Annotated in this window: 17 protein-coding genes; 11 read left to right on the top strand and 6 right to left on the bottom strand. The window is 64.6% G+C overall.

Going from position 1 to position 19,873, the window contains the following annotated elements:
- Nucleotides 1-5: 5 nt before the first annotated feature.
- The 8 genes from IC608_RS10285 to IC608_RS10250 all read left to right on the top strand — a co-directional run bounded on the left by IC608_RS10285 (nucleotide 6) and on the right by IC608_RS10250 (nucleotide 9,246).
- The gene (locus tag IC608_RS10285) at nucleotides 6-1,058 is read left to right on the top strand and encodes an ABC transporter ATP-binding protein (protein ID WP_191775057.1); all 1,053 of its coding nucleotides are present in this window, start codon (nucleotides 6-8) and stop codon (nucleotides 1,056-1,058) included.
- A gap of 4 nt (nucleotides 1,059-1,062) precedes the next feature.
- Nucleotides 1,063-2,589, top strand: coding sequence for an amidase (locus tag IC608_RS10280; RefSeq protein ID WP_248306280.1), 1,527 nt, complete (start codon nucleotides 1,063-1,065; stop codon nucleotides 2,587-2,589).
- 72 nt (nucleotides 2,590-2,661) lie between these two features.
- Nucleotides 2,662-3,990: a histidinol dehydrogenase gene (gene hisD, locus IC608_RS10275; protein ID WP_191775055.1), complete on the top strand. Its 1,329-nt coding sequence runs from the start codon at nucleotides 2,662-2,664 to the stop codon at nucleotides 3,988-3,990.
- Between the two features lies 1 nt (nucleotide 3,991).
- Nucleotides 3,992-4,756 carry an SDR family NAD(P)-dependent oxidoreductase gene (locus tag IC608_RS10270; protein ID WP_191775054.1) on the top strand — a complete coding sequence of 255 codons (765 nt, stop codon included), beginning with the start codon at nucleotides 3,992-3,994 and terminating at the stop codon, nucleotides 4,754-4,756.
- Between the two features lie 11 nt (nucleotides 4,757-4,767).
- Nucleotides 4,768-5,808 carry a LacI family DNA-binding transcriptional regulator gene (locus IC608_RS10265; protein ID WP_345890876.1) on the top strand — a complete coding sequence of 347 codons (1,041 nt, stop codon included), beginning with the start codon at nucleotides 4,768-4,770 and terminating at the stop codon, nucleotides 5,806-5,808.
- Nucleotides 5,809-6,239: 431 nt separating this feature from the next.
- Nucleotides 6,240-7,286, top strand: a complete 1,047-nt coding sequence (locus IC608_RS10260; RefSeq protein WP_191775052.1) for a cupin domain-containing protein — start codon at nucleotides 6,240-6,242, stop codon at nucleotides 7,284-7,286.
- Nucleotides 7,287-7,290: 4 nt separating this feature from the next.
- Complete coding sequence (locus tag IC608_RS10255) at nucleotides 7,291-8,421, top strand: cobalamin-independent methionine synthase II family protein (RefSeq protein WP_191775051.1); 1,131 nt, start codon at nucleotides 7,291-7,293, stop codon at nucleotides 8,419-8,421.
- 123 nt (nucleotides 8,422-8,544) lie between these two features.
- A complete protein-coding gene (locus IC608_RS10250; protein ID WP_191775050.1) occupies nucleotides 8,545-9,246 on the top strand; it encodes an RraA family protein in 702 nt (233 codons plus the stop codon).
- Nucleotides 9,247-9,387: 141 nt separating this feature from the next.
- On the opposite strand, the gene hisD (IC608_RS10245) is transcribed toward IC608_RS10250, so the two are convergent.
- A complete protein-coding gene (gene hisD, locus IC608_RS10245) occupies nucleotides 9,388-10,677 on the bottom strand; it encodes a histidinol dehydrogenase (protein ID WP_191775049.1) in 1,290 nt (429 codons plus the stop codon).
- Between the two features lie 158 nt (nucleotides 10,678-10,835).
- Between hisD (IC608_RS10245) and IC608_RS18100 the strand changes: the two genes are divergently transcribed.
- Nucleotides 10,836-12,770, top strand: a complete 1,935-nt coding sequence (locus tag IC608_RS18100; protein ID WP_248306279.1) for an alpha/beta fold hydrolase — start codon at nucleotides 10,836-10,838, stop codon at nucleotides 12,768-12,770.
- Between the two features lie 239 nt (nucleotides 12,771-13,009).
- Here the strand turns inward: IC608_RS18100 and IC608_RS10230 are convergent, their stop codons facing one another.
- From IC608_RS10230 to IC608_RS10210, 5 genes are all read right to left on the bottom strand, one after another.
- On the bottom strand, nucleotides 13,010-13,501 hold the full coding sequence (locus IC608_RS10230; RefSeq protein ID WP_191775047.1) for a GAF domain-containing protein: 492 nt from the start codon (nucleotides 13,499-13,501) through the stop codon (nucleotides 13,010-13,012).
- Between the two features lie 168 nt (nucleotides 13,502-13,669).
- Complete coding sequence (locus tag IC608_RS10225) at nucleotides 13,670-14,404, bottom strand: ABC transporter ATP-binding protein (protein ID WP_191775045.1); 735 nt, start codon at nucleotides 14,402-14,404, stop codon at nucleotides 13,670-13,672.
- The gene (locus tag IC608_RS10220) at nucleotides 14,401-15,234 is read right to left on the bottom strand and encodes an ATP-binding cassette domain-containing protein (RefSeq protein ID WP_191775044.1); all 834 of its coding nucleotides are present in this window, start codon (nucleotides 15,232-15,234) and stop codon (nucleotides 14,401-14,403) included. The genes IC608_RS10225 and IC608_RS10220 overlap by 4 nt, the downstream gene beginning before the upstream one ends.
- On the bottom strand, nucleotides 15,231-16,133 hold the full coding sequence (locus IC608_RS10215) for an ABC transporter permease (protein ID WP_191775042.1): 903 nt from the start codon (nucleotides 16,131-16,133) through the stop codon (nucleotides 15,231-15,233). Before IC608_RS10215 ends, IC608_RS10220 begins: the two co-directional genes overlap by 4 nt.
- A gap of 274 nt (nucleotides 16,134-16,407) precedes the next feature.
- Nucleotides 16,408-17,481, bottom strand: coding sequence for an ABC transporter permease subunit (locus IC608_RS10210; RefSeq protein WP_191775040.1), 1,074 nt, complete (start codon nucleotides 17,479-17,481; stop codon nucleotides 16,408-16,410).
- Nucleotides 17,482-17,610: 129 nt separating this feature from the next.
- Between IC608_RS10210 and IC608_RS10205 the strand changes: the two genes are divergently transcribed.
- Together IC608_RS10205 and IC608_RS10200 are read left to right on the top strand one after the other, a co-directional pair.
- Nucleotides 17,611-18,285 (top strand): helix-turn-helix domain-containing protein, encoded by a 675-nt coding sequence (locus tag IC608_RS10205; RefSeq protein WP_191775039.1) that lies wholly within the window; start codon nucleotides 17,611-17,613, stop codon nucleotides 18,283-18,285.
- Nucleotides 18,282-19,868, top strand: a complete 1,587-nt coding sequence (locus tag IC608_RS10200) for an ABC transporter substrate-binding protein (protein ID WP_191775037.1) — start codon at nucleotides 18,282-18,284, stop codon at nucleotides 19,866-19,868. Before IC608_RS10205 ends, IC608_RS10200 begins: the two co-directional genes overlap by 4 nt.
- The last annotated feature ends 5 nt before the right edge of the window (nucleotides 19,869-19,873 follow it).

The raw sequence follows: 19,873 nt of genomic DNA, 5'->3' as shown, positions 1-19,873 counted from the left end.
CGCTCATGGCCCAGATCCGTCTCAAGAACATCTCGAAGCGCTGGAACAATTTCGTCGGCGTCGACAACTTCAACCTCGACATCGCGGATCGGGAATTCCTCGTGCTGCTGGGGCCCTCGGGCTGTGGCAAGACCACGACCATGCGCATGATCGCAGGGCTCGAGGACATCACCGAGGGGGAAATCTGGATTGGCGACCGCATGGTCAACAAGCTCGAGCCCAAGGATCGCGACATTTCCATGGTGTTCCAGAGCTATGGGCTCTACCCGAACATGACGGTCTACGAGAACATCCGTTTTCCCCTCAAGGTGCGGAAAGTTCCGCAAGATCAGCACCATGAGCGGGTGATGAAGGCAGCGGCGATGGTGGAGTTGGAGCCGTTCCTCGAACGGCGTCCGGCCGCGCTCTCGGGCGGCCAGCGGCAGCGCGTGGCGCTGGCGCGGGCCATCGTGCGCGAACCCAACGCCTTTCTGATGGACGAGCCGTTGTCCAACCTCGACGCCAAGTTGCGCGTGTCGACCCGAGCCCAGATCAAGAACCTGCACCATACTCTCAAGACCACCACCATCTACGTGACCCATGACCAGATCGAGGCCATGACGCTGGCCGACCGCGTGGTGGTGATGAACAAGGGCCTGGTGCAGCAGGTTGGGACGCCGATGGAAATCTACGACCGTCCGGCCAACACTTTCGTCGCCGGTTTCATCGGCTCGCCCGCCATGAATCTGGTGCCAGGCAGCGTCGAGAATGGGGTCTTTACTGCCCAGGGGATCCGCATCGAAGGCCTCCCTTCGACGACGAAAGGCCCGGTAACGCTGGGCTTCCGCGCCGAGGATGCGACGCTCGCGCAAGGGCAGGGCCAGATCGAGGCGCCGATCTATTCGGTAGAACTGCTCGGCGAAGCGACCATGCTCTCCATGCGCGTGGCGGGTGAATTGGTGTCGATCAAGGTCGCGAAGGACTACCGCGCCGAGATCGGCGAGACAGCGGCGATCGCCATCCCCGCGGCCGCCTGCCACCTCTTCGACCAGTCCACCGGCACACGGATCGGAGCCTGATCCAATGCCGGACGCCGACGCCAAGTCTTTGTTCGAGCAGCAGTTTCGCACGGCGATGGACCGGAGTGGACTGATACTCGATGCGTCGGAAATCGAAGGCCTGCACAAGCTGGCCGCCTGGATGCACGACGGCATCGGCGCACTGGCGTCGCCCCCGGACGTTCTCGCCGACCGGGTACTCGACTTGTCGATCCCCGAGCTGGGGCAGCGGCTGCGCGACGGGCGGTTGACGGTCGTGGCGCTGGTCAAGGCGACATTGGCGCGAATACGGGCGCGGGATGGCAAATACCGCAGCTTTTACAAGGTGTTGGAGGACGAGGCTTTGGAGGCGGCGGCGCGGGCCGATGCCGAGCTGGCGGCTGGGGAAGATCGGGGGCCGCTGCACGGAATTCCGATCGGGATCAAGGACTTGATCGATGTAGCAGGGGTGTCGACCACGGCCAATGCCCCCGGCCGCCGCGACGCCATCGCCGAGCGGGACGCCGAAAGTGTCCGGCGGTTGCGCGATGCTGGCGCGATCATCATCGGCAAGCTGGCGACTTACGAGTGGGCGACGGTGGGGCCGGACAGCAAGGGGCTGTTCCCGCCGGCCCGAAACCCTTGGAATCTCGAGCGTATTACCGGCGGTTCCTCCTCAGGATGTGCCGCGGCGGTGGCCGGGGGCTTGCTGCGCGCCACGGTCGGCACCGACACCGGTGGATCGGTGCGCGGACCCTCGTTTTATTGTGGAACGGTAGGGCTTAAGCCCACCTTTGGCGCCGTGCCGACCGATGGGGTGCTGGAGCTCTCGCCCAGCCTTGACCATGTGGGGCCAATTGGGGCCTCGGTGTTGGACGTCGCGCTGACATTTGACGTCCTTGCGGGGCGCATTGGTGAACGGAGTGTCATCCCTGGGCATCACCAACGGGCCGAGAAAGTGAAAATCGGCTACGCGCGGGACTGGTTCGCCCGCGACAGCCAAGCGATGCCCGAAGTGATCGCGGCGGTCGACGCTGCCGTATCCACCCTGTCGCAACTGGGCATGGTGGTGGAGGAAGTCGACCTGCCCGACTATGCGGCCGTCGAGGTTGCGGTGGCGGCGATCCTCCATGCGGAAAGTTTCAGGGGGCATGCCGACGCCCTACGCGAGCATCCCGAGGGCTATGGCCGACGCGCCTTCCTCAGCCTTGCCGCGGGTCTCGCGGTGAGCGAGGACGAGCTCGCACGGGCGCGGGCAGAGGGGCAGCGCTTCACAGGGACGGTTGACGATCTGCTCGAGCGATTCGACGTCATCGTGACCGCCGGCGCGCTGACGACGGCCCTGCCGGCCGCGCCGTTCGAGAAGGAAGCGGTGTGGACGCCCATGCGAACCATCGGTTTCAACCTGTCCGGGCACCCGGTCCTGGCGCTGCCGGTGGGATTCCACGATGGACTGCCGATCGGTATGCAGATCGTCGGCCGGCACCATGACGAGGCGGGTGTGCTGCGGGTCGGGCATGCGTTCGAGCAGCAGAGCGACGTGAGCCTGCAGCGCCCGCCGAGACCCAGCTGATCGGGATCACGGCCCAACCATCTGTGACTATATCTGCATACGTATGCAATTCAGTAATCGAGGGGAGCTCCCATGCCAGTCTGGCTCAAGCGCGGTAAGGATGTCGAGGAACGGGCCGAGGCGGATCGCCAGGTGCGGGCGACGGTCGAAACCATCCTGGCCGATATCGAAAAGCGCGGCGACGACGCGGTGCGCGAGCTGTCGCTGAAATTCGACAACTGGGACCGCAAGGATTTTCGCCTGTCGCAGGCGGAAATCGAGGCCTGCAAAGCCGAGTTGACCGACCAGGACCTCAGCGACATTGAGTTCGCCCAGACCCAGGTGCGCAACTTCGCCCAGAAGCAGAAGGACACCATGCTGCCCCTCGAGGTCGAGACGCTGCCGGGGGTGACGCTGGGTCACCGGCACGTACCGATCAACGCGGTGGGATGCTACGTGCCCGGTGGCAAATATCCGCTGCTGGCGTCGGCGCACATGTCGGTGCTGACGGCCAAGGTCGCCGGCTGCCCGCGCGTCATAACCTGCGCGCCACCGTTTCACGGCAAGCCCGCCCCGGCCATCGTCGCGGCGCAGGCCATGGCGGGGGCAGACGAAATCTACGTGCTGGGCGGCATCCAGGCGATCGGCGCCATGGCGATCGGCACCGAGAGCATCGACCCCGTCGACATGCTTGTGGGGCCCGGCAACGCCTTCGTGGCAGAAGCGAAGCGGCAGCTCTATGGCCGCGTCGGTATCGACCTTTTCGCCGGTCCCACCGAAACTCTGGTGATCGCCGACGAGACGGTCGATGGCGAAATCTGCGCCACCGATCTTCTGGGCCAGGCCGAACACGGGCCGACGAGCCCGGCCATCCTGCTCACCAATTCGGAAAAGCTCGCCCGGGACACCATGGCAGAGATCGACCGTCTGCTGGCCATTCTCCCGACGGCCGATGTCGCGCGCAAGAGCTGGGCCGATTATGGCGAGGTGATCGTGTGCGAGAGCCATGAGGAATTGCGCGTCGAGGCCGATCGTATCGCCTCCGAGCACGTGCAGGTGATGACCGACCGCGACCTGTGGTTCCGGGACAATCTCACCAATTTCGGCGCCCTGTTCCTGGGGCCGCGCACCAATGTTGCCTACGGCGACAAGGTGATCGGCACCAACCACACGCTGCCCACGATGAAGGCGGCGCGCTATACCGGCGGCCTCTGGGTCGGAAAATTCCTCAAGACCTGCACCTGGCAGACCGTCACCACGGACGAGGCGTCGGCGACCATCGGCGAATATGGCTCGCGCCTTTCGATGCTGGAAGGCTTTGTCGGCCATGCCGAGCAGGCCAATATTCGCGTTCGCCGCTATGGCGGTCGCAACGTGCCCTATGGTACGGCGGCACGTCCCCGCAACGAGGCCGTCGACTGACATGACTCTGCCCAGCACCCCTTCCTTCCGGCTCGATGGCAAGACCGCCCTGGTGACCGGCGGTACGCGGGGCATCGGGCTGGGCGCGTCGGTGGCGCTGGCCGAGGCCGGCGCCCGCGTGACGGTGGCGGCGAGAACCGCCGCCGACATCGAGCGCGTGGTCAACGAGATGGCGACGGCCGGGCTTGCCGCCGGTGGCGTTGCCATCGACATCACCGACTTCGACGCCGTGCGGGAGTTCGTCGGTGACAGCGAACCCTTCGACATCCTGGTCAATTCGGCCGGCACGGCCCGGCACAGCGATCTCGCCGGTATCACGGAGCCCGACTACCAGGCCGTGATGCAGCTCAACCTCGGCGCGACGCTGTTCGTGTCGCAAGCCGTCGCGGACAAGCTGCAGGCGGCGGGGCGGGGCGGCGCCATCATCAACATATCGTCCCAGATGGGTCATGTCGGCGGCCCGGCCCGCGCCGTCTATGCCGCCAGCAAACATGCTGTTGAAGGCCTTACCAAGGCGATGGCCATCGAGCTCGGGGCCAGCAATATTCGGGTCAATACGGTCTGCCCTACCTTCATCGAGACGGAATTGACCGTAGGAACCCTGAGCGACCCGGCGTTCCGCGATTGGGTGCTGTCCAAGATCAAGCTGGGCAGGCTGGGCCGGATCGAGGATATCATGGGGCCGATTGTCTTCCTGGCCTCTGACGCGGCAGCTTTGGTGACCGGCACGGCGCTCTTGGTGGATGGCGGATGGACAGCGGAATAAAGCGACCGGGAGTGACCTCGTCCGAAGTGGCACGGCGCGCTGGCGTCTCGCAATCGGCCGTGTCGCGCACCTTTACGCCCGGCGCCTCCATTGCCCCGAAAACCCGCGCCAAGGTGCTGGCGGCGGCCAAGGAACTGGGCTATCGCCCCAACGCCATCGCCCGCTCGCTGATCACCAACAAATCGCGCATCATCGCCGTGGTGATGGCGTATCTGGAAAACCTCTTCTATCCTGATGTGCTGGAAGAGTTGGGGCGCCAGCTGGCGGCGCAGAACTACCGGCTGCTGCTGTTCACTGGGTCGATGGCGCGCGATAGCGATCCCGTGTTCGACCAGATCATGCAGTACCGGGTGGACGGGATCATCCTCGCCTCGACCTCGCTCTCGTCCGAACTCTCCGAAGAGTGCGCCGCAGCCGGCATCCCGGTGGTGCTGTTCAACCGCACCACCGAGCGCGATGCCGTCTCGAGCGTCACCACGCGCAACCGTGAGGGTGGGCGGCGGATCGGCGAATTCCTGCTGGCCGGGGGTCACCGGCGCTTCGGCTACATCGCCGGCCTTGAAACCTCGTCGACCAACCGCGACCGCTATGCCGGATTTGCCGAGGCTCTTGCCGAGGGCGGCCATACCGACATCGCCATCGGCACCGGCAACTACAGCCGGGCCGACGCGGAAGCAGCAGCGCGGGAGATGCTGGCGCTGCCCGACCGCCCCGACGCCCTGTTCGTCGCCAACGACCACATGGCCGTCGCCGTGATGGACGTGGCGCGATACGAGTTCGGTCTCTCGATCCCGCAGGACCTCTCCATCGTGGGCTATGACGATGTGGGCCCGGCGCGGTGGACATCCTATGGCATCACCACGATGAGCCAGCCGCTCAAGCGCATGGTGGACGCCACCGTGGACATCCTCATGGAGCAGATTTCGAGCGGCGAGATCGAAGCCGAACATCGTATCCTGAGCGGCGAACTCGTGGTGCGAACTTCGGCGCGGGTGCCAGAAAGCGGCGTGGTCGAGATCGACGGTCGGCGCGTATTCAAGCCGAAGGGGTAGCGCCGCTTGCAGAGATAAGCTTCGCCGGTGTGCTTGGCAGGTGGTCGGCGGCCAAGATGGATTGCCGGAACAAGCCCGGTAATGACGGCTGTCCTGAACTGGGCGCTCCGATATAGCGCCGGCCCGCGATCGTTGCTCCGTGGACTGAGAGTCCTGCAGTTATCCTCTGCTTCACCACCGGGCTGGGCCCGGTGGTCCACGGCGCCCCGGATGGGTGACGGGATCGAGCCGGTGATGATGGCATGCGTAGTCGTGCGGGAGCGCGACCACCATTGAACTGCGGTTCCCGCCTTCGCGGGTATGACGCAGTTGGTCGACTGGTAGCCGTCCATGCCCCGCTTTAAGGCCCAGGAAAGACGGCCACCTGCCTAGCCAAACCGTATTGCATACGAATGCAAAAATGTTATCGTGTAGTGGAAAGGGGATTTTTCATGACCCAGCAGAAGACTTGGACCCAGGCGGAGATGGAAAAGCGCCTGGTGCGCTATGCCGACCTCAAGGGCCTGCGCAACGCCTTCATTGATGCCCGCACTCCTGGCTCGGACCGCAAGGAAAACTTCACGATCATCGGGCCGGGCGTGTCGGAAAACCCGGCGCAGGTGGTTCATATCCCCGAGGCCCACGGCTTCAACTTCGGCGCGGCGCGCCAGCCCTTCGGCTGCACAAACTCCCAGCACTCGCACCTGACAGCCGAGACGTTCCTGGTACACACCGGCAAGTGGCGCTTCGTGTTCGGGGCCAACAAGGACGAAGGCTACCTCGACGTCGAGCCCGGCGACGTGGCGACGGTGCCGACCCATATGTTCCGCGGCTTTGAAAAGCGCGACGAGGGAACCGGTTTCCTCGCCGTGGTGCTCGGCCACGACGATCCGGGCAAGGTCGTCTGGGCGCCGAGCGTCTTCAAGATGGCCGAGGATTTCGGGCTCAAGCTTCTGAAGGGCGGCAAGCTGATCGACACGACGCTGGGCGAAAAGGTGCCCGAAGGCGCCGAACTCGAGCAGCCGCCAAGTGCGGAAAAGATGGCCGAGCTGGCCACCCCGCCGATGGACGAGCTCAGGAAATACGCCATCAAGGCGGCCGACATGAAGGGCGATCCCAACTCGCCGCTGGCTGGCGAGGGCGTCGAGGAGGCGCCGGTGATCGGTGACGTCGATGCGGGCGATGGCCTCAAGGCCGGGCCGATTTCCGGACACTGGCAACACGGCTTTGCCGTGCGCCGCCTCAAGCTCGAGACCGGCGCCGTGGTGCCTCAGCATGCGCGCGCCGAGCAGGAAGTGATCTTTGTGCAGTCCGGCACGCTGGAATTCACCTGGGACAACGGCTCGCTTGTGATGGGTGCCGGCGATACGCTGACGGTGCCGATCGGGATGATGCACGGCTTCCGCAATCCGGCATCCGCCGACGCGATCGCCTTTGTCATCCGCGGGGCAGCGGCGCCGGCCGCCCCGCAGTTCGCAACGGCCCAGGCGGCGGAGTAACCCCATGGCGCACAAGATCCTCACCACCCATGTCGGCTCGCTGCCGCGGTCGAAGCAAGTGACGGACCTTGTGTTCGCGCGCGAAGCCGGTGTTCCCATCGAGGAGGCCGGCTTCAACGCCATCATTGCGCAGGCCGTGGGTGACATCGTCGCCCGGCAACAGGCGGCGGGGGTCGACCTGCCCTCCGACGGCGAGATGAGCAAGATTTCCTACGCCACCTATATCAAGGACCGACTGACGGGTTTTGATGGCGACAGCTCGCGCCAGCCGCCGGCCGACCTCGAAATGTTTCCCAATTTCCTCAAGCGTCAGGCCTCGAGCGGCGGCACGCCGGCCTATCGGCGGCCCAAATGCGTGGGCGAGATCGCGGTCAAGAGCCTCGAGCCACTGCGCGAGGACGTCGAGAATTTCGGCGCGGCGCTGAAGGCCAACGGCTATGCCAAGGGGTTCATGAACTCGGCGACGCCCGGCGTCATCGCACTGTTTCAGCCCAACGAATTCTATGCCACCCAGGACGACTATCTCGAGGCCGTTGCCGAGGGCATGCGGGTCGAATACGAGGGCATCGTCGAGGCCGGGTTCATCCTGCAGCTCGATGCGCCCGATCTCGGTCTCGGGCGGCACATGATGTACAAGGACCTCGATGACGACGGTTTCCTGCGCGAAGCGGGGCGCCACATCGAGGTGATGAACCACGCGCTGCGCAATATCGATGGCGCCAAGGTGCGCATGCATGTGTGCTGGGGCAATTACGAAGGCCCGCATATCTGCGACATCGCGCTCAAGAAGATTTTGCCGGGGCTCTTGAAGGCCAAGCCGCGGGCATTGCTGTTCGAAGGCGCCAATCCGCGCCACGCGCATGAATGGATCGACTGGAAAAGCGTCGATCTGCCGGACGATTACGTGCTCATTCCGGGGGTGATCGATTCCACCTCTAACTTTGTCGAGCATCCGGAGTTGATCGCGCAGCGGCTCAGGAATTACGTCGAAATCGTCGGCGCCGAGCGCGTCATTGCCGGGACCGATTGCGGGTTTTCGACCTTTGCCGGATTCGGTGCGGTGGATGCCGATATCGTCTGGGCCAAGCTCGAAGCGCTGAGCCAGGGCGCGGAGATGGCGAGCCGGGCGGCTTAGGCGACGGGACCAGAAGTAAACGGAGGTTCCCGCTTTCGCGGGATGACCCGGTGCCCTGGAAAGGTCCTGTCCACTGCGTCACCCCCGCAAGAGCGGGGACCTCTGTTGTTGTAAGGAGGAAACATGCCCACGATTTCACCCGAAACGCTGGCCGCTCTGCGCAAGGCCGATACGCCGACCGTATGCAATGCGCTTGAGCACGTCATGGGCGGGCGGACGGCCGAGGGGTTTACCAAGACGCCGGTGGTCTGCGCCGATCCGGGACTGCCGCCGGTGGTGGGGTTTGCGCGGACCGCAAAGATCCGCGCGTCGTCGCCGGCGCAGAAGCCGGCCGCCGAGGTGCGGGCGCTGCGCATGAAGTATTACGAGTATGTCGCGGCGGGTGAGGGGCCGAACGTGGTGGTCATCGAGGACACCGATTGGCCCCATGTCATCGGCGGCTTCTGGGGCGAGATGCAGGTGGCCCAGCACAAGGGGCTGGGCATTGCCGGGACGCTCACCAACGGGGTGTTGCGCGATCTAGGCATGCTCGACGAGGGCTACCAGGTGATCGCCGGGGCGGTGGGCCCGAGCCATGCCTTCGTGCATGTCACGGAGCTCGACTGCCCGGTGACGGTGTTCGGCATGAGCGTGCGACCCGACGATTTGATCCATGCCGACCGGCACGGAGCGGTGGTAATCCCGGCCGATCATATCCAGCGCATGGCCTGGGCCATCGACGTGGTGATGCGCAAGGAAGTGCCGATCTTGTCGGCGGCCCGGGCTCCGGGGTTTACGATCGAGAAACTAAAACAGGCGTGGCTTGAGGCAGATGAGATCAAGTAATGGCGATCTCTCCGCCCCGTCACCACCCGGCTTGTCCGGGTGGTCCATGCGCCCGCAAGATGGATTGCCCGGACAAGCCGGGCAATGACGGAGAACAAAAAGTAGGATGCAAGAAGGCCCGCTTGCGCGGGCCTTTTGCGTTCAGTTGGCCTTGGACTGCATGCGGTCCAGACGCAGCTGCGCGGCGCGGCGGTGGCCTTCGAGACCTTCGCTGGCCGATTGGCGGGCGGCGGGCGAGGCGACCTGCTTGACGCCCTCTTCGTCGAGCCACTGGTGGGTGGCGATCTTGACATAGGCGCCGACCCAGAGGCCGCCGGTGTAGCGGCCCGCGCCCATGGTGGGCAGGGTATGGTTCGTGCCCGAATTCTTGTCGGAATAGACCACCGAGGCCAGTTCGCCGATGAACAGCGAGCCGTAATTGCGCAAGCGCTTGGCAAAGGCTTTCGCGTCGACGGTATGCACCTGCAGATGCTCGGCGGCGATGAGATCGGAGTAGGCCATCATCGCTTCTTCGCTGTCGCAGACGGTGATTTCGCCATAGTTGATCCAGGCTTCGCCGGCGGTATTGGCGGTGGAGAGTGTTTCGAGCTGCGCTTCGACCTGTGTGAGCGTTGCTTCGGCCAGCGCCCGGTCGGTCGTGATCAGCCCCACGCGGGTGCGGATATCGTGCTCGGCCTGGGCCAGGAGATCGGTGGCGATCATCTCGGCATCGCCCGAGGAGTCGGCGACGACAAAGATTTCCGAGGGGCCGGCGAGTTGGTCGATGCCGACCGGTCCGAACACCTGGCGCTTGGCTTCGTTGACGAACGCGTTGCCCGGGCCGACGATCTTGTTGACGGCCGGAACGGTCTCGGTGCCATAGGCCATAGCGGCGATGGCCTGGGCGCCGCCGATGCGGAAGATGCGGTCGGCGCCGGACAGCGCGCAGCCGGCAATCATCGCCTTGTGCGCATTGGGCGGAAGGCAGGCGATGACCTCGTCGACGCCGGCGACCTTGGCGGGAACGATGGTCATGATCGGCGCCGAGAGCAGGGGATAGCGGCCACCGGGAACGTAGCAGCCGACACGCTCGATGGGGATGACGCGGTGGCCCATATGGACGCCGGGCAGCGGCTCGACCTCGAGGGGGAGAATGGTGGCAAGCTGCGCTTCGGCGAAGCGCCGCACATTGGCAATCGCGAATTCGGTGTCCTTGCGCGTCTGCGGGTCCAGCTCTGCCAGCGCCGCTTCCCGCTCCTCGGCCGTAACCTCGAAAGCATCGAGCTCCGCCTTGTCGAACCTGGCGGAATACTTCCGCACGGCCGCGTCGCCGTTCTTGCGGACATTGGCGATGATTTCGCTCACCAGAGCCTCGACCGGCGCGTTGTCGCTCACCGAGGACCGCTCGGGGGCCTTCACATAGGTGACGCCGGGGAAGGGGGACTGGTTCATGACTGGGCTCCGGATAAGCGTGCGAAGACGGTGCGTGAGACCGCGGGCATGCCGGGATCACTGCGACTGAAATCGATCTTGCATACGTATTCAAGATTTGCCAGTGTTTTTTCCGAGTTCCCGTCCCGGCTGATTTCGGGGCCAAGCCACCCGGTGAGATGAACACCCATATCGACCCGCATCAGGAGCGAGAGCATCGCGGTACGCCGCGCGTGCCGCTGCTGCTGCTTCCGGGCACGGCCTGCGACGAGCGGCTGTTCGGCCCGCTGCTCGACGCGCTCGACTGGCCGGATGCGATGGTGGTGCCGCTGGCCGGCGCGCGCTCCACACCCCAGATGGCGCAGCGGCTCCTGGCACAGGCGCCGGACCGGTTCGCGCTGCTCGGATTTTCCCTGGGCGGCATCGTCGCCCTCGAGATGATTGCGCAGGCGCCCCAGCGCATCGAGCGGCTGGCGCTGGTGGATACGACGGCGCGGCCCGATCCGCGCGAGAACGCGAAGCTGCGGCGCGCCGCAGTTCGCAAGGCAGAGGCCGGGGACATAGACAGTTTCGTCCTCGACAGCTGGCCCACCCTTGTCGCGCCGGTTCACGCTGCCGACGAGAGATTGCGCCGAACCATCTTGGCGATGGCCCGCGACTGCGGGCCGCAGCGCCTGGCCGAACAGGCCGAAATTGCCATCCACCGGTCGGACAGCCGCCCGCGTCTCGACGCAATAGCCGTGCCGACGTTTGTGGTCGCCGGAGCGGAAGAGCAGGTCTGTCCCCTCGATGCCCATCGCGAGATGGCTGACGCCATCCCCGGCGCCCGCTTTTTCACCATTCCGCAAGCGGGCCACTTCGCCCCGCTTGAAAATCCGGCCGAGCTGGCGCGTCATGTGCGCGACTGGCTGGCCTGGGAACCGCAACCCACGAAACCGCCGTCCACGGCGCAAGGAGACACCATGAGCGACCCCACGAGCAACCCCAAGACCAAGGGCGCCTCGCCCGTCGCCCTGGAAGAATCCGTGCTGCAGGTGGAACGCCGCGACTATCCCGACCTGGCCCCGACAAATCGGCCTCGCTCACAGGCGATGGAGGGGTTCGACGACATCTACACCGACATCGTCGACTACATCATCCGCTGCACCCACAAGATCTGGGACGAGCGCGATATCGGGCTGATCTACACCCACTACACCCATAACTGTGTGCTCTACGGCACCACCGGCACCATCTACAACCGCGAGGACGTGGTGCGCGACACCATCCAGCGGCTGGTCTCGTTCCCAGAACGGCGCGGCATGGGCACGCAGGTAATCTGGAACGGCAACGACCAGGACGGCTTCTACACAAGCCATCTGGTGACTGGCTCGGGCCGCCACACGCAATACGGACACCTGGGCCAGCCGACCGGGCGCCCGTTCGTGTCGCGGACCATTGCCGACTGCATGGTGCACCGCAACAAGATCTATCGCGAATGGGTCGTCGCCGACACCATGGCCATCATCCAGCAATTGGGGCTCGACCCGCACCACTTCGCCATGCGCACCGCAAAAGCCAAGTTCGATGCGGGCCTCCTTTCGCTCGATATCGGCGAAAATCGCAGGTTCCTCGGCCAGACGCCGCCAGCGGAGGGCGCCGATACCTCGCTCGCGCACAACGACGTCGAAGCCCAGACCATCGAGATGCTGCACGAGGTGTTCACCAAGCGCATGTTCGGCCGCATCGCTCGCGACTATGCCCCCAATGCGCAGTACCACGGGCCGTTGATGAAGGAGCTCTATGGCCACGCCGCCATCATCCACCAGCATCTGGGGCTGATCGGGTCGTTGCCCGACGCGTCCTTCGAAATCCAGCACGTGGCGTCCAACCCCTGCGAAGAGGGCGGCACCAAGGTTGCGGTGCGCTGGATCATGGAAGGCCACCACCTCGGCTATGGCATTCTCGCCACGCTGGGCGACCCGACCGGCAAGCGCGTCCAGGTCATGGGCATGAGCCATTACCATTGGAAGGATGGCAAGATCGTCGACGAGTGGAACGTCTATGACGAATTGAGCCTGCTCACCCAGGTCAAGCTGGGGCAGCTGGCGGACGAAGCCAACGCCGGGGCGTGAGGCGGATGGCGGCCACAGGGGAGGGCAGCCGGCCTTCCCGCAGCCGGACCGGGCAAAGACACAGCGTCCGATCACGCGGGTTTGATCGATCGGTAAAATGCAATGTTAACTTGGCTGCAACCTGTTGCCTTCGGGCCCGTTGGATGAGTGTAGGATTTGCCTCCTGCACCTCCAAAACTCCCATGCAGAGTTATGACCCCGGCCCATGCACACAGGCCGGGGTCCTTTTTTGCCGTCAACTATTCGCGGGCAGCCAGGACTGCCAGCTTTGCCGGGATGACCAGAACATCACGGATCAACTGCAGGCGCTCGGGCGTATAATGATGCGCCACGTCGAGCAGGTTCATGCAGCCCACAAGTTCGTCCTTGAGGATGAGCGGGACATTGACCACCGACTGGCAGCCGAGCTCGTTGATGAGCTCGTGGTCGAACAGCACCTTGGCGATGTCTTCGATGGTGTTGGCGACGAAGAACTCGCGCTTGCCATGCACGATGTCGAACCAGGGACCGTAATTGAGCGGCTTGGTACCGGAAGTGGGGTAGCTCACCGGATCACTGGTATAAGCGCGGCGCGACAGCTCGGCCTCCATGTCCACCAGCATGACGGTGAAGAGCTTGGCCCCGACGACGGCGCGCGCCAGATCCTGCAAGGCGGTGAACGCGGCTTCGGCGGTCTTGGCCTTGGAGATGGCGGCGTCGAACGCGGCGAGGGCAGGGGTATGATCGGTCATGGGGTGTCCTTTGTGGTGTTTTTAGAGAGAGTGAAGATCGACACCGGCACGGCACCTCCCCCTTGACGGGGGAGGATGGGAGGGGGTGCGCCACGCGGGAGATCGTGGTTGCGGGCCCCCCCCCGGCCCTCCCCGCAAGGGGGAGGGAGGAGATCGAGGGCGTCGGAGCTATGTTCCTTCCGTCGCGGCGAGCAGTTCGCGCGAATAGGGCTCGACCAGCTGCCCCGCCTTGAGCTGGGCGACATCGGCGATTTCAACGATGCGGCCGTGGCGCATGACGGCAAGGCGATCGCAGAGGAAACTGACGATCGGCAGATTGTGGGTGACGAGCAGAAAGGTCAGTCCCTGCTCACGCCGCAGGCGCTTGAGCAGGTTGAGGATTTCGGCCTGCACCGACACGTCGAGCGCCGAGGTGGGTTCGTCGAGCAGCATCACCTTGGGCTCGAGCATCAGCGCCCGCGCAATGGCGACGCGCTGCCGCTGGCCGCCCGAAAGCTGGTGCGGATAGCGGAAACGGAACCGCCGGTCGAGTCCGACGGCGGTCAGCATCGCCTCTACCCTCTCGCCGCGATTGGCGATGCCGTGGATGGCCAGGGGTTCGGAGAGCGCCGCGTCGATGGTCTTGCGCGGATGCAGCGAGCCATAGGGATCCTGAAACACCATCTGCACCTGGCGCGACACCGAGCGCTCGACGCGATGGCTGCGCTTTTCGCCCATCACCGTGATCTCGCCCTCCCAATCGGGCGCAAGACCGGCAATGGCGCGCAAGATCGTGGATTTGCCCGAGCCACTTTCGCCCACCAGCGCGAAGCTTTCGCCTTCCGCAATGGAGAGGTTCACGCCGTGCACCACCTGGGTGTCGCCATAGGAGATGTCGAGGTTTTCAAGGGTCAGCGCATTCATGTGCCGGCCCACTGCGTTCGGTCGAGCACGGGCAGTTCCTCGCGGGCTTCGTCGATGGTGGGCATGGCGGCAAGAAGCCCGCGCGTATAGGGGTGCTGCGCGTTTGCGAGCTCGCCCGCCGCGCATTCCTCGACGATAGTGCCGGCGTTCATGACGAGGATGCGGTCGCAATACCGGCTCACCAGCGCCAAATCGTGGCTGATGAGAATGAGGCCCATGCCCTTGTTGCGCACCAGCTCGTCGATGATGTCGAGCACCTGCGCCTGCACCGAGACGTCGAGGGCCGAAGTGGGTTCGTCGGCGATCAGCAGTTCCGGTTCCGGGATAAGCATCATGGCGATCATGACGCGTTGGCCCATGCCGCCCGAGACCTCGTGCGGATAGAGTTTGGCGACGCGTTCGGGATCGTTGATGCGCACGGCCTCGAGCATGGCAATGACGCGCTGGTGCACATCCTTGCGCGCCAGTTTCTGGTGCGTCAGCAGCGCCTCGGCGATCTGCTCACCCACGGTCATCACCGGATTGAGCGAGAATTTGGGGTCCTGCATCACCATGGAAATGCGGGCGCCGCGAATGGCGCGCATCTGGTGCTCGGACAGGGCGGTGAGGTCGATGCCGTCGAACTCCATACGGTCGGCGGTGACGAGGCCCGGCTTGCGGATCAGCTTCAGGATCGAGCGCCCGGTCATGGATTTGCCCGAGCCCGATTCGCCGACGATGCCCAGACGCTCCCGCCCGAGAGTGAAGGAAATGCCCTTGACCACCTCGACCCGGCCCGAGTGGGTGGGGAAGGAGACGCGAAGGTCTTCGACGGCGAGAAGCGGGGTCACGACTTTCCCTCGCTCTTGGGGTCGAGCACGTCGCGCAAGCCATCGCCGAGGAAGCAGAAGCCGAGCGAGACGATGATGATGGCAAAGCCGGGCATGGTGGCGACCCACCACTGGTCGAGGATGAAGGTGCGGCCGCGCGAAATCATTGCCCCCCATTCGGGCAGCGGCGGCTGCGCGCCAAGGCCGATGAATCCCAAGCCCGCCGCGGTCAGGATGACGCCGGCCATGTCGAGCGTGACGCGGATGATCATGGACGAGGTGCAGAGCGGCAGGATGTGGCGCACGATGAGGCGGATCGGGCCGCCGCCGGCCAGCTGCACGGCTTGGATGTATTCGGCGTTGCGGATGGTCAGTGTTTCGGCGCGGGCGATGCGGGCATAGGCCGGCCACGAGGTGATGGCGATGGCGATGACGGCGTTGTTGATGCCGGGGCCGAGGGCAGCGACGAAGGCCAGCGCCAGGATTAGCTTGGGCAGCGAGAGGAAGATGTCGGTGATGCCCATCAGGATCTTGTCGACCCAGCCGCCGAAATAGCCGGCCACCGCGCCGATGATGAGCCCCAGCGGTGCCGAGATCAGCGCCACCAGCAGCACGATGGTCAGGGTGATCTGCGAGCCCCAGATGACGCGGCTGAAGATGTCGCGCCCAAGCTCGTCCGTCCCCATCCAATGGGCGGCCGACGGCGGCATCAGCCGGTTGGCGAGATCCTGCCCCGTGGCCGAATAGGGCGCGATCCAGGGAGCTAGGGCCGCCGTCAGCAGCAGGACGAGGATAATGACGCCGCCCAGCACCGAGAGCGGATTGCGCAGGAGTTGGGTGAACACGCGATAGGTCCGGCCGGCACTGGCCTGCCAGCGCGAGGTGGGACTATCGGCCAGGAGCCAGGCGCGGGTTGTCATGAGGAGGCACCTGCGATTTCCGGTCGTGAAGAACCCCTCACCCTGGCCTTCTCCCCTAAGGGGCGAGGGGACGATGAGGTCACCGACTGCGCTCGAACCGACGCGCATGTATCGGCTCTTGCGCCCCCTCGCCCCTTCAGGGGAGAGGGTGGGGTGAGCGGTGAACAGCCAGCAGCTTTAGCCGAGATGCTGAACTCCTTATCCGGCCTTGCAGGCCACCTTGTCCCCTCAGAGGAGAAGGAAAGGGGTGACCATGTCGCTGTCTTGGGGTTCATCACTTCGCCCTCGGGTCAAGGACGCGGTAGAGAACGTCGGAAATCTTGTTGATGAAGATGAACACTGCGCCGATGACCAGCGTCGAGCCGAGCACCGCGTTCATGTCGGCGTTGAGGAGGGCGGTCGTGAGATAATTGCCGATGCCGGGCCAGGAAAAGACGGTCTCGATCATCACCGACCCCTCGAGCAGCCCGGCATAGGAGAGGCCGATGACGGTGATGAGCGGCACGCGGATGGGATTGAAGGCGTGGCGCCAGATGACGACGCGCTCGGGCACGCCCTTGACGCGGGCGGTGGTGACGAATTCCTGGCCCAACTGGTCGAGCATGAAAGAACGCGTCATGCGCGCGATATAGGCGAGCGAGAAAAAGCCAAGCACCGATGCCGGCAGGATGAGATGGGTGACGGCGTTCCAGAAGATGTCGATCTCGCCTGCAAGTAGGCTATCGATCAGGATCATTCCGGTCACGGGAGAAACGAGACCGTCGTAGAAGATGTCGAGCCGCCCCGGTCCCCCCACCCAGCGCAGCCGGGCGTAGAAGATCGCCAGACCCACCAGCCCAAGCCAGAATGCCGGGACGGAATAGCCCATCAACCCGACGACGCGAATGATCTGGTCCACCCAGGACCCCTGACGCGCGGCGGCCGTGACCCCGAGCGGCACGCCCAGCAGCACGCCGATCAGGATGCCGAGCGTCGCCATTTCAAGAGTGGCGGGGAAGAACCGGCTCAGATCCTCGATGACGGGACGGCCGGTGGAAACGGACTGCCCTAGGTCACCCGTGAGCACATTGCCCACATAGGTGACGAACTGCATGATCAGGGGTTGGTCGAGCCCCATGGCGACCTTGGCGGCGTCGTACTGCGCCTGCGTCGCGCGATCGCCAACGACGGACAGAACCGGATCGATGGGCACGACGCGGCCGATGAAGAAGGTGATGGCGAGAAGGCCGAGGAAAGTGAGCGCGAGGGTGATGAGGAAGCCCAGGACGGTTCCGGCGCGCCGCCGCGCCTTGCGCCCGGCAAGGCCGGGTGAGGGGGCAGGAGCAACCGTGGAGGGCTCGAAGCTCACAAGCAATCCTTTTTTGCAAACAGCGGCTTAGCCGCCCCGCCGGGAATTTTCGGGTGGCAAGAAACCTTCACATTTCGCTTCCACCATACAAGAAACTTTGCTTATATCAAAAAAATTTTGGTGGGGCGGATGGTGGCCGGAGCGCTGGCGAAGGAGGAGCAGGGGCACCCCAAGGTGGGGTCGCTGATCCGTGCGCGCCGCCGCCAGCAGCACATGACGCTGATGGCCCTGGGCGAAGCCGCCGCGGTCTCGGTGGGGTATCTGAGCCAGGTCGAGCGCGACCACGCCACCCCATCGCTCGGCACGCTGGCGCAGATTGCCAGGGCGCTCGGGGTTTCGATCGAGTATTTCGTGTCCGCCCCGGCGCCGCACACCGCGCTCAGCCGGGCCGAGGGGCGCAATCGCTTTTCCATCGACGGCTCGTCCATCGTCTATGAGCGGCTGGGCACGGACTTTCCCGGCAGCCAGCTCTCGAGCTTCCTGATGATCGTGCCGCCGGGCTATCGCTCGGAAGTGGTGGCGCACGAGGGCGAGGAAATCCTCTACGTGCTGGACGGCTCGATCACCCAGCGCCTCGATGGCGAGGAGATGGTGATGGAGGCCGGCGACAGCCTTCATTTTCGGGGTAACCGGCCCCATTCCTGGTCCAATCCGACGGACAGGCCGGCGCGCCTGCTCTGGACCGGTACGCTCGCTCTTTTCCGCTCCAATGCGCGGCCCCGGCCCGCGGTGGCTGCAAAACTCAAAACCGGCGCAGACAAGCCGGTCCGCAAGAAACCGACACTCAAGGAGAAACGCACATGAAGCTCTTTCGCTCTGCCCTTCTGGCAACGGCACTGACCTTGCCACTGGCCGCCGGCGCCACCTATGCGGCGACCCCGGCCGATGCGCTGGTGATCGCCCAGAACATCGACGACATCGTCGCGCTCGATCCGGCCCAGGCCTATGAATTCTCGGCCGGCGAGATCAACGCCAATCTCTACGATCACCTCGTGCAGTACGACGCCGAGGACACCACCGCGCTCTCGCCGGGCCTGGCCGCCGAGTGGACCGTGGACGATGCCAACAAGTCCATCACCTTCACCATGCGCGATGGCGTCAACTTCGCCTCGGGCAATCCGGTGCGGGCCGAGGACGTGCTTTACACCTTCAAGCGCGTCGTGACCCTCAACCTGACGCCGGCCTTCATCCTCACCCAGCTCGGCTGGACCCCGGAAAACATCGACCAGATGGTGACCGTGGACGGCAACACCGTAACGGTGAAGTGGGACGGCGACTTCGCTTCGGCCTTCGTGCTCAACGTGCTCGCGTCCCGCCCCGCCTCCATCGTCGACGAAGTGCTGGTTAGCCAGCACGTCGAAGGCGAGGACTGGGGCAATGCCTGGCTCAACACCAATTCTGCCGGATCCGGCCCCTATGTCCTGACCGACTATCGCCCGGCCGAAATGGTCCGCATGCAGGCCAACGAAAACTACTTCGGCGGCGCTCCGGCGATGAAGCAGATCATCATCCGGCACGTGGCGGAGGCGGCGACCCAGCAGCTGCTGCTGACCTCAGGCGACGTCGACATGGCCAAGAACCTGACCCCCGACCAGATTTCGGGCCTGCCCGACACGGTCAAGGTCGAAACCTACCCGCAGGCGGCGGTCCACTTCCTCTCGTTCAACCAGAAGACCGAGAGCCTCACCAATCCCGCGATCTGGGAAGCGGCGCGCTATCTCGTCAACTACGACGGCATGACCGAGAGCTTCCTCAAGGGGCAGATGGAAAAGCACCAGGCCTTCTGGCCCAAGGGCTTCCCCGGCTCCTATGACGAAACGCCGTTCACCTATGACGTCGAGAAGGCCAAGCAGATCCTGGCCGATGCGGGTGTCGAAACGCCGATCAACGTGACGCTGGACGTCATCAACTCGGCGCCGTTCACTGACATGGCGCAGTCGCTGCAGGCCAGCTTTGCCGAAGCCGGCATCACCTTCGACATCATGCCCGGCACCGGCGCCCAGGTCATCACCAAGTACCGCGACCGCACGCACGAAGCCATGCTGCTCTATTGGGGTCCGGACTTCATGGATCCGCACTCCAACGCCAAGGCCTTTGCCTATAACGCCGACAATTCGGACGGCAACTACCAGGCCACGACGACATGGCGCAACGCCTGGGCCGTGCCGGACGAGATGAACAAGGAAGTGCTTGCCGCGCTGGCTGAACCCGACCAGGACAAGCGCAACGAGATGTATGTCGACTTGCAGAAAAAGGTGCAGGCCGAGAGCCCGATTGTCATCATGTTCCAGGCGACGCTGCAGATCGCCATGGCACAGAATGTCGAGGGTTACGTCAACGGCTCGAACTCCGACTTCGTCTATTATCGCCTCGTCACCAAGAACTGAGGCCG

This window comes from Devosia oryzisoli (genome assembly GCF_014837245.1).
Taxonomy (GTDB): Bacteria; Pseudomonadota; Alphaproteobacteria; order Rhizobiales; family Devosiaceae; genus Devosia; species Devosia oryzisoli.
The sequence above is the reverse complement of the archived record's forward strand: the minus strand, read 5'-3'. Positions and strand labels throughout refer to the sequence as shown.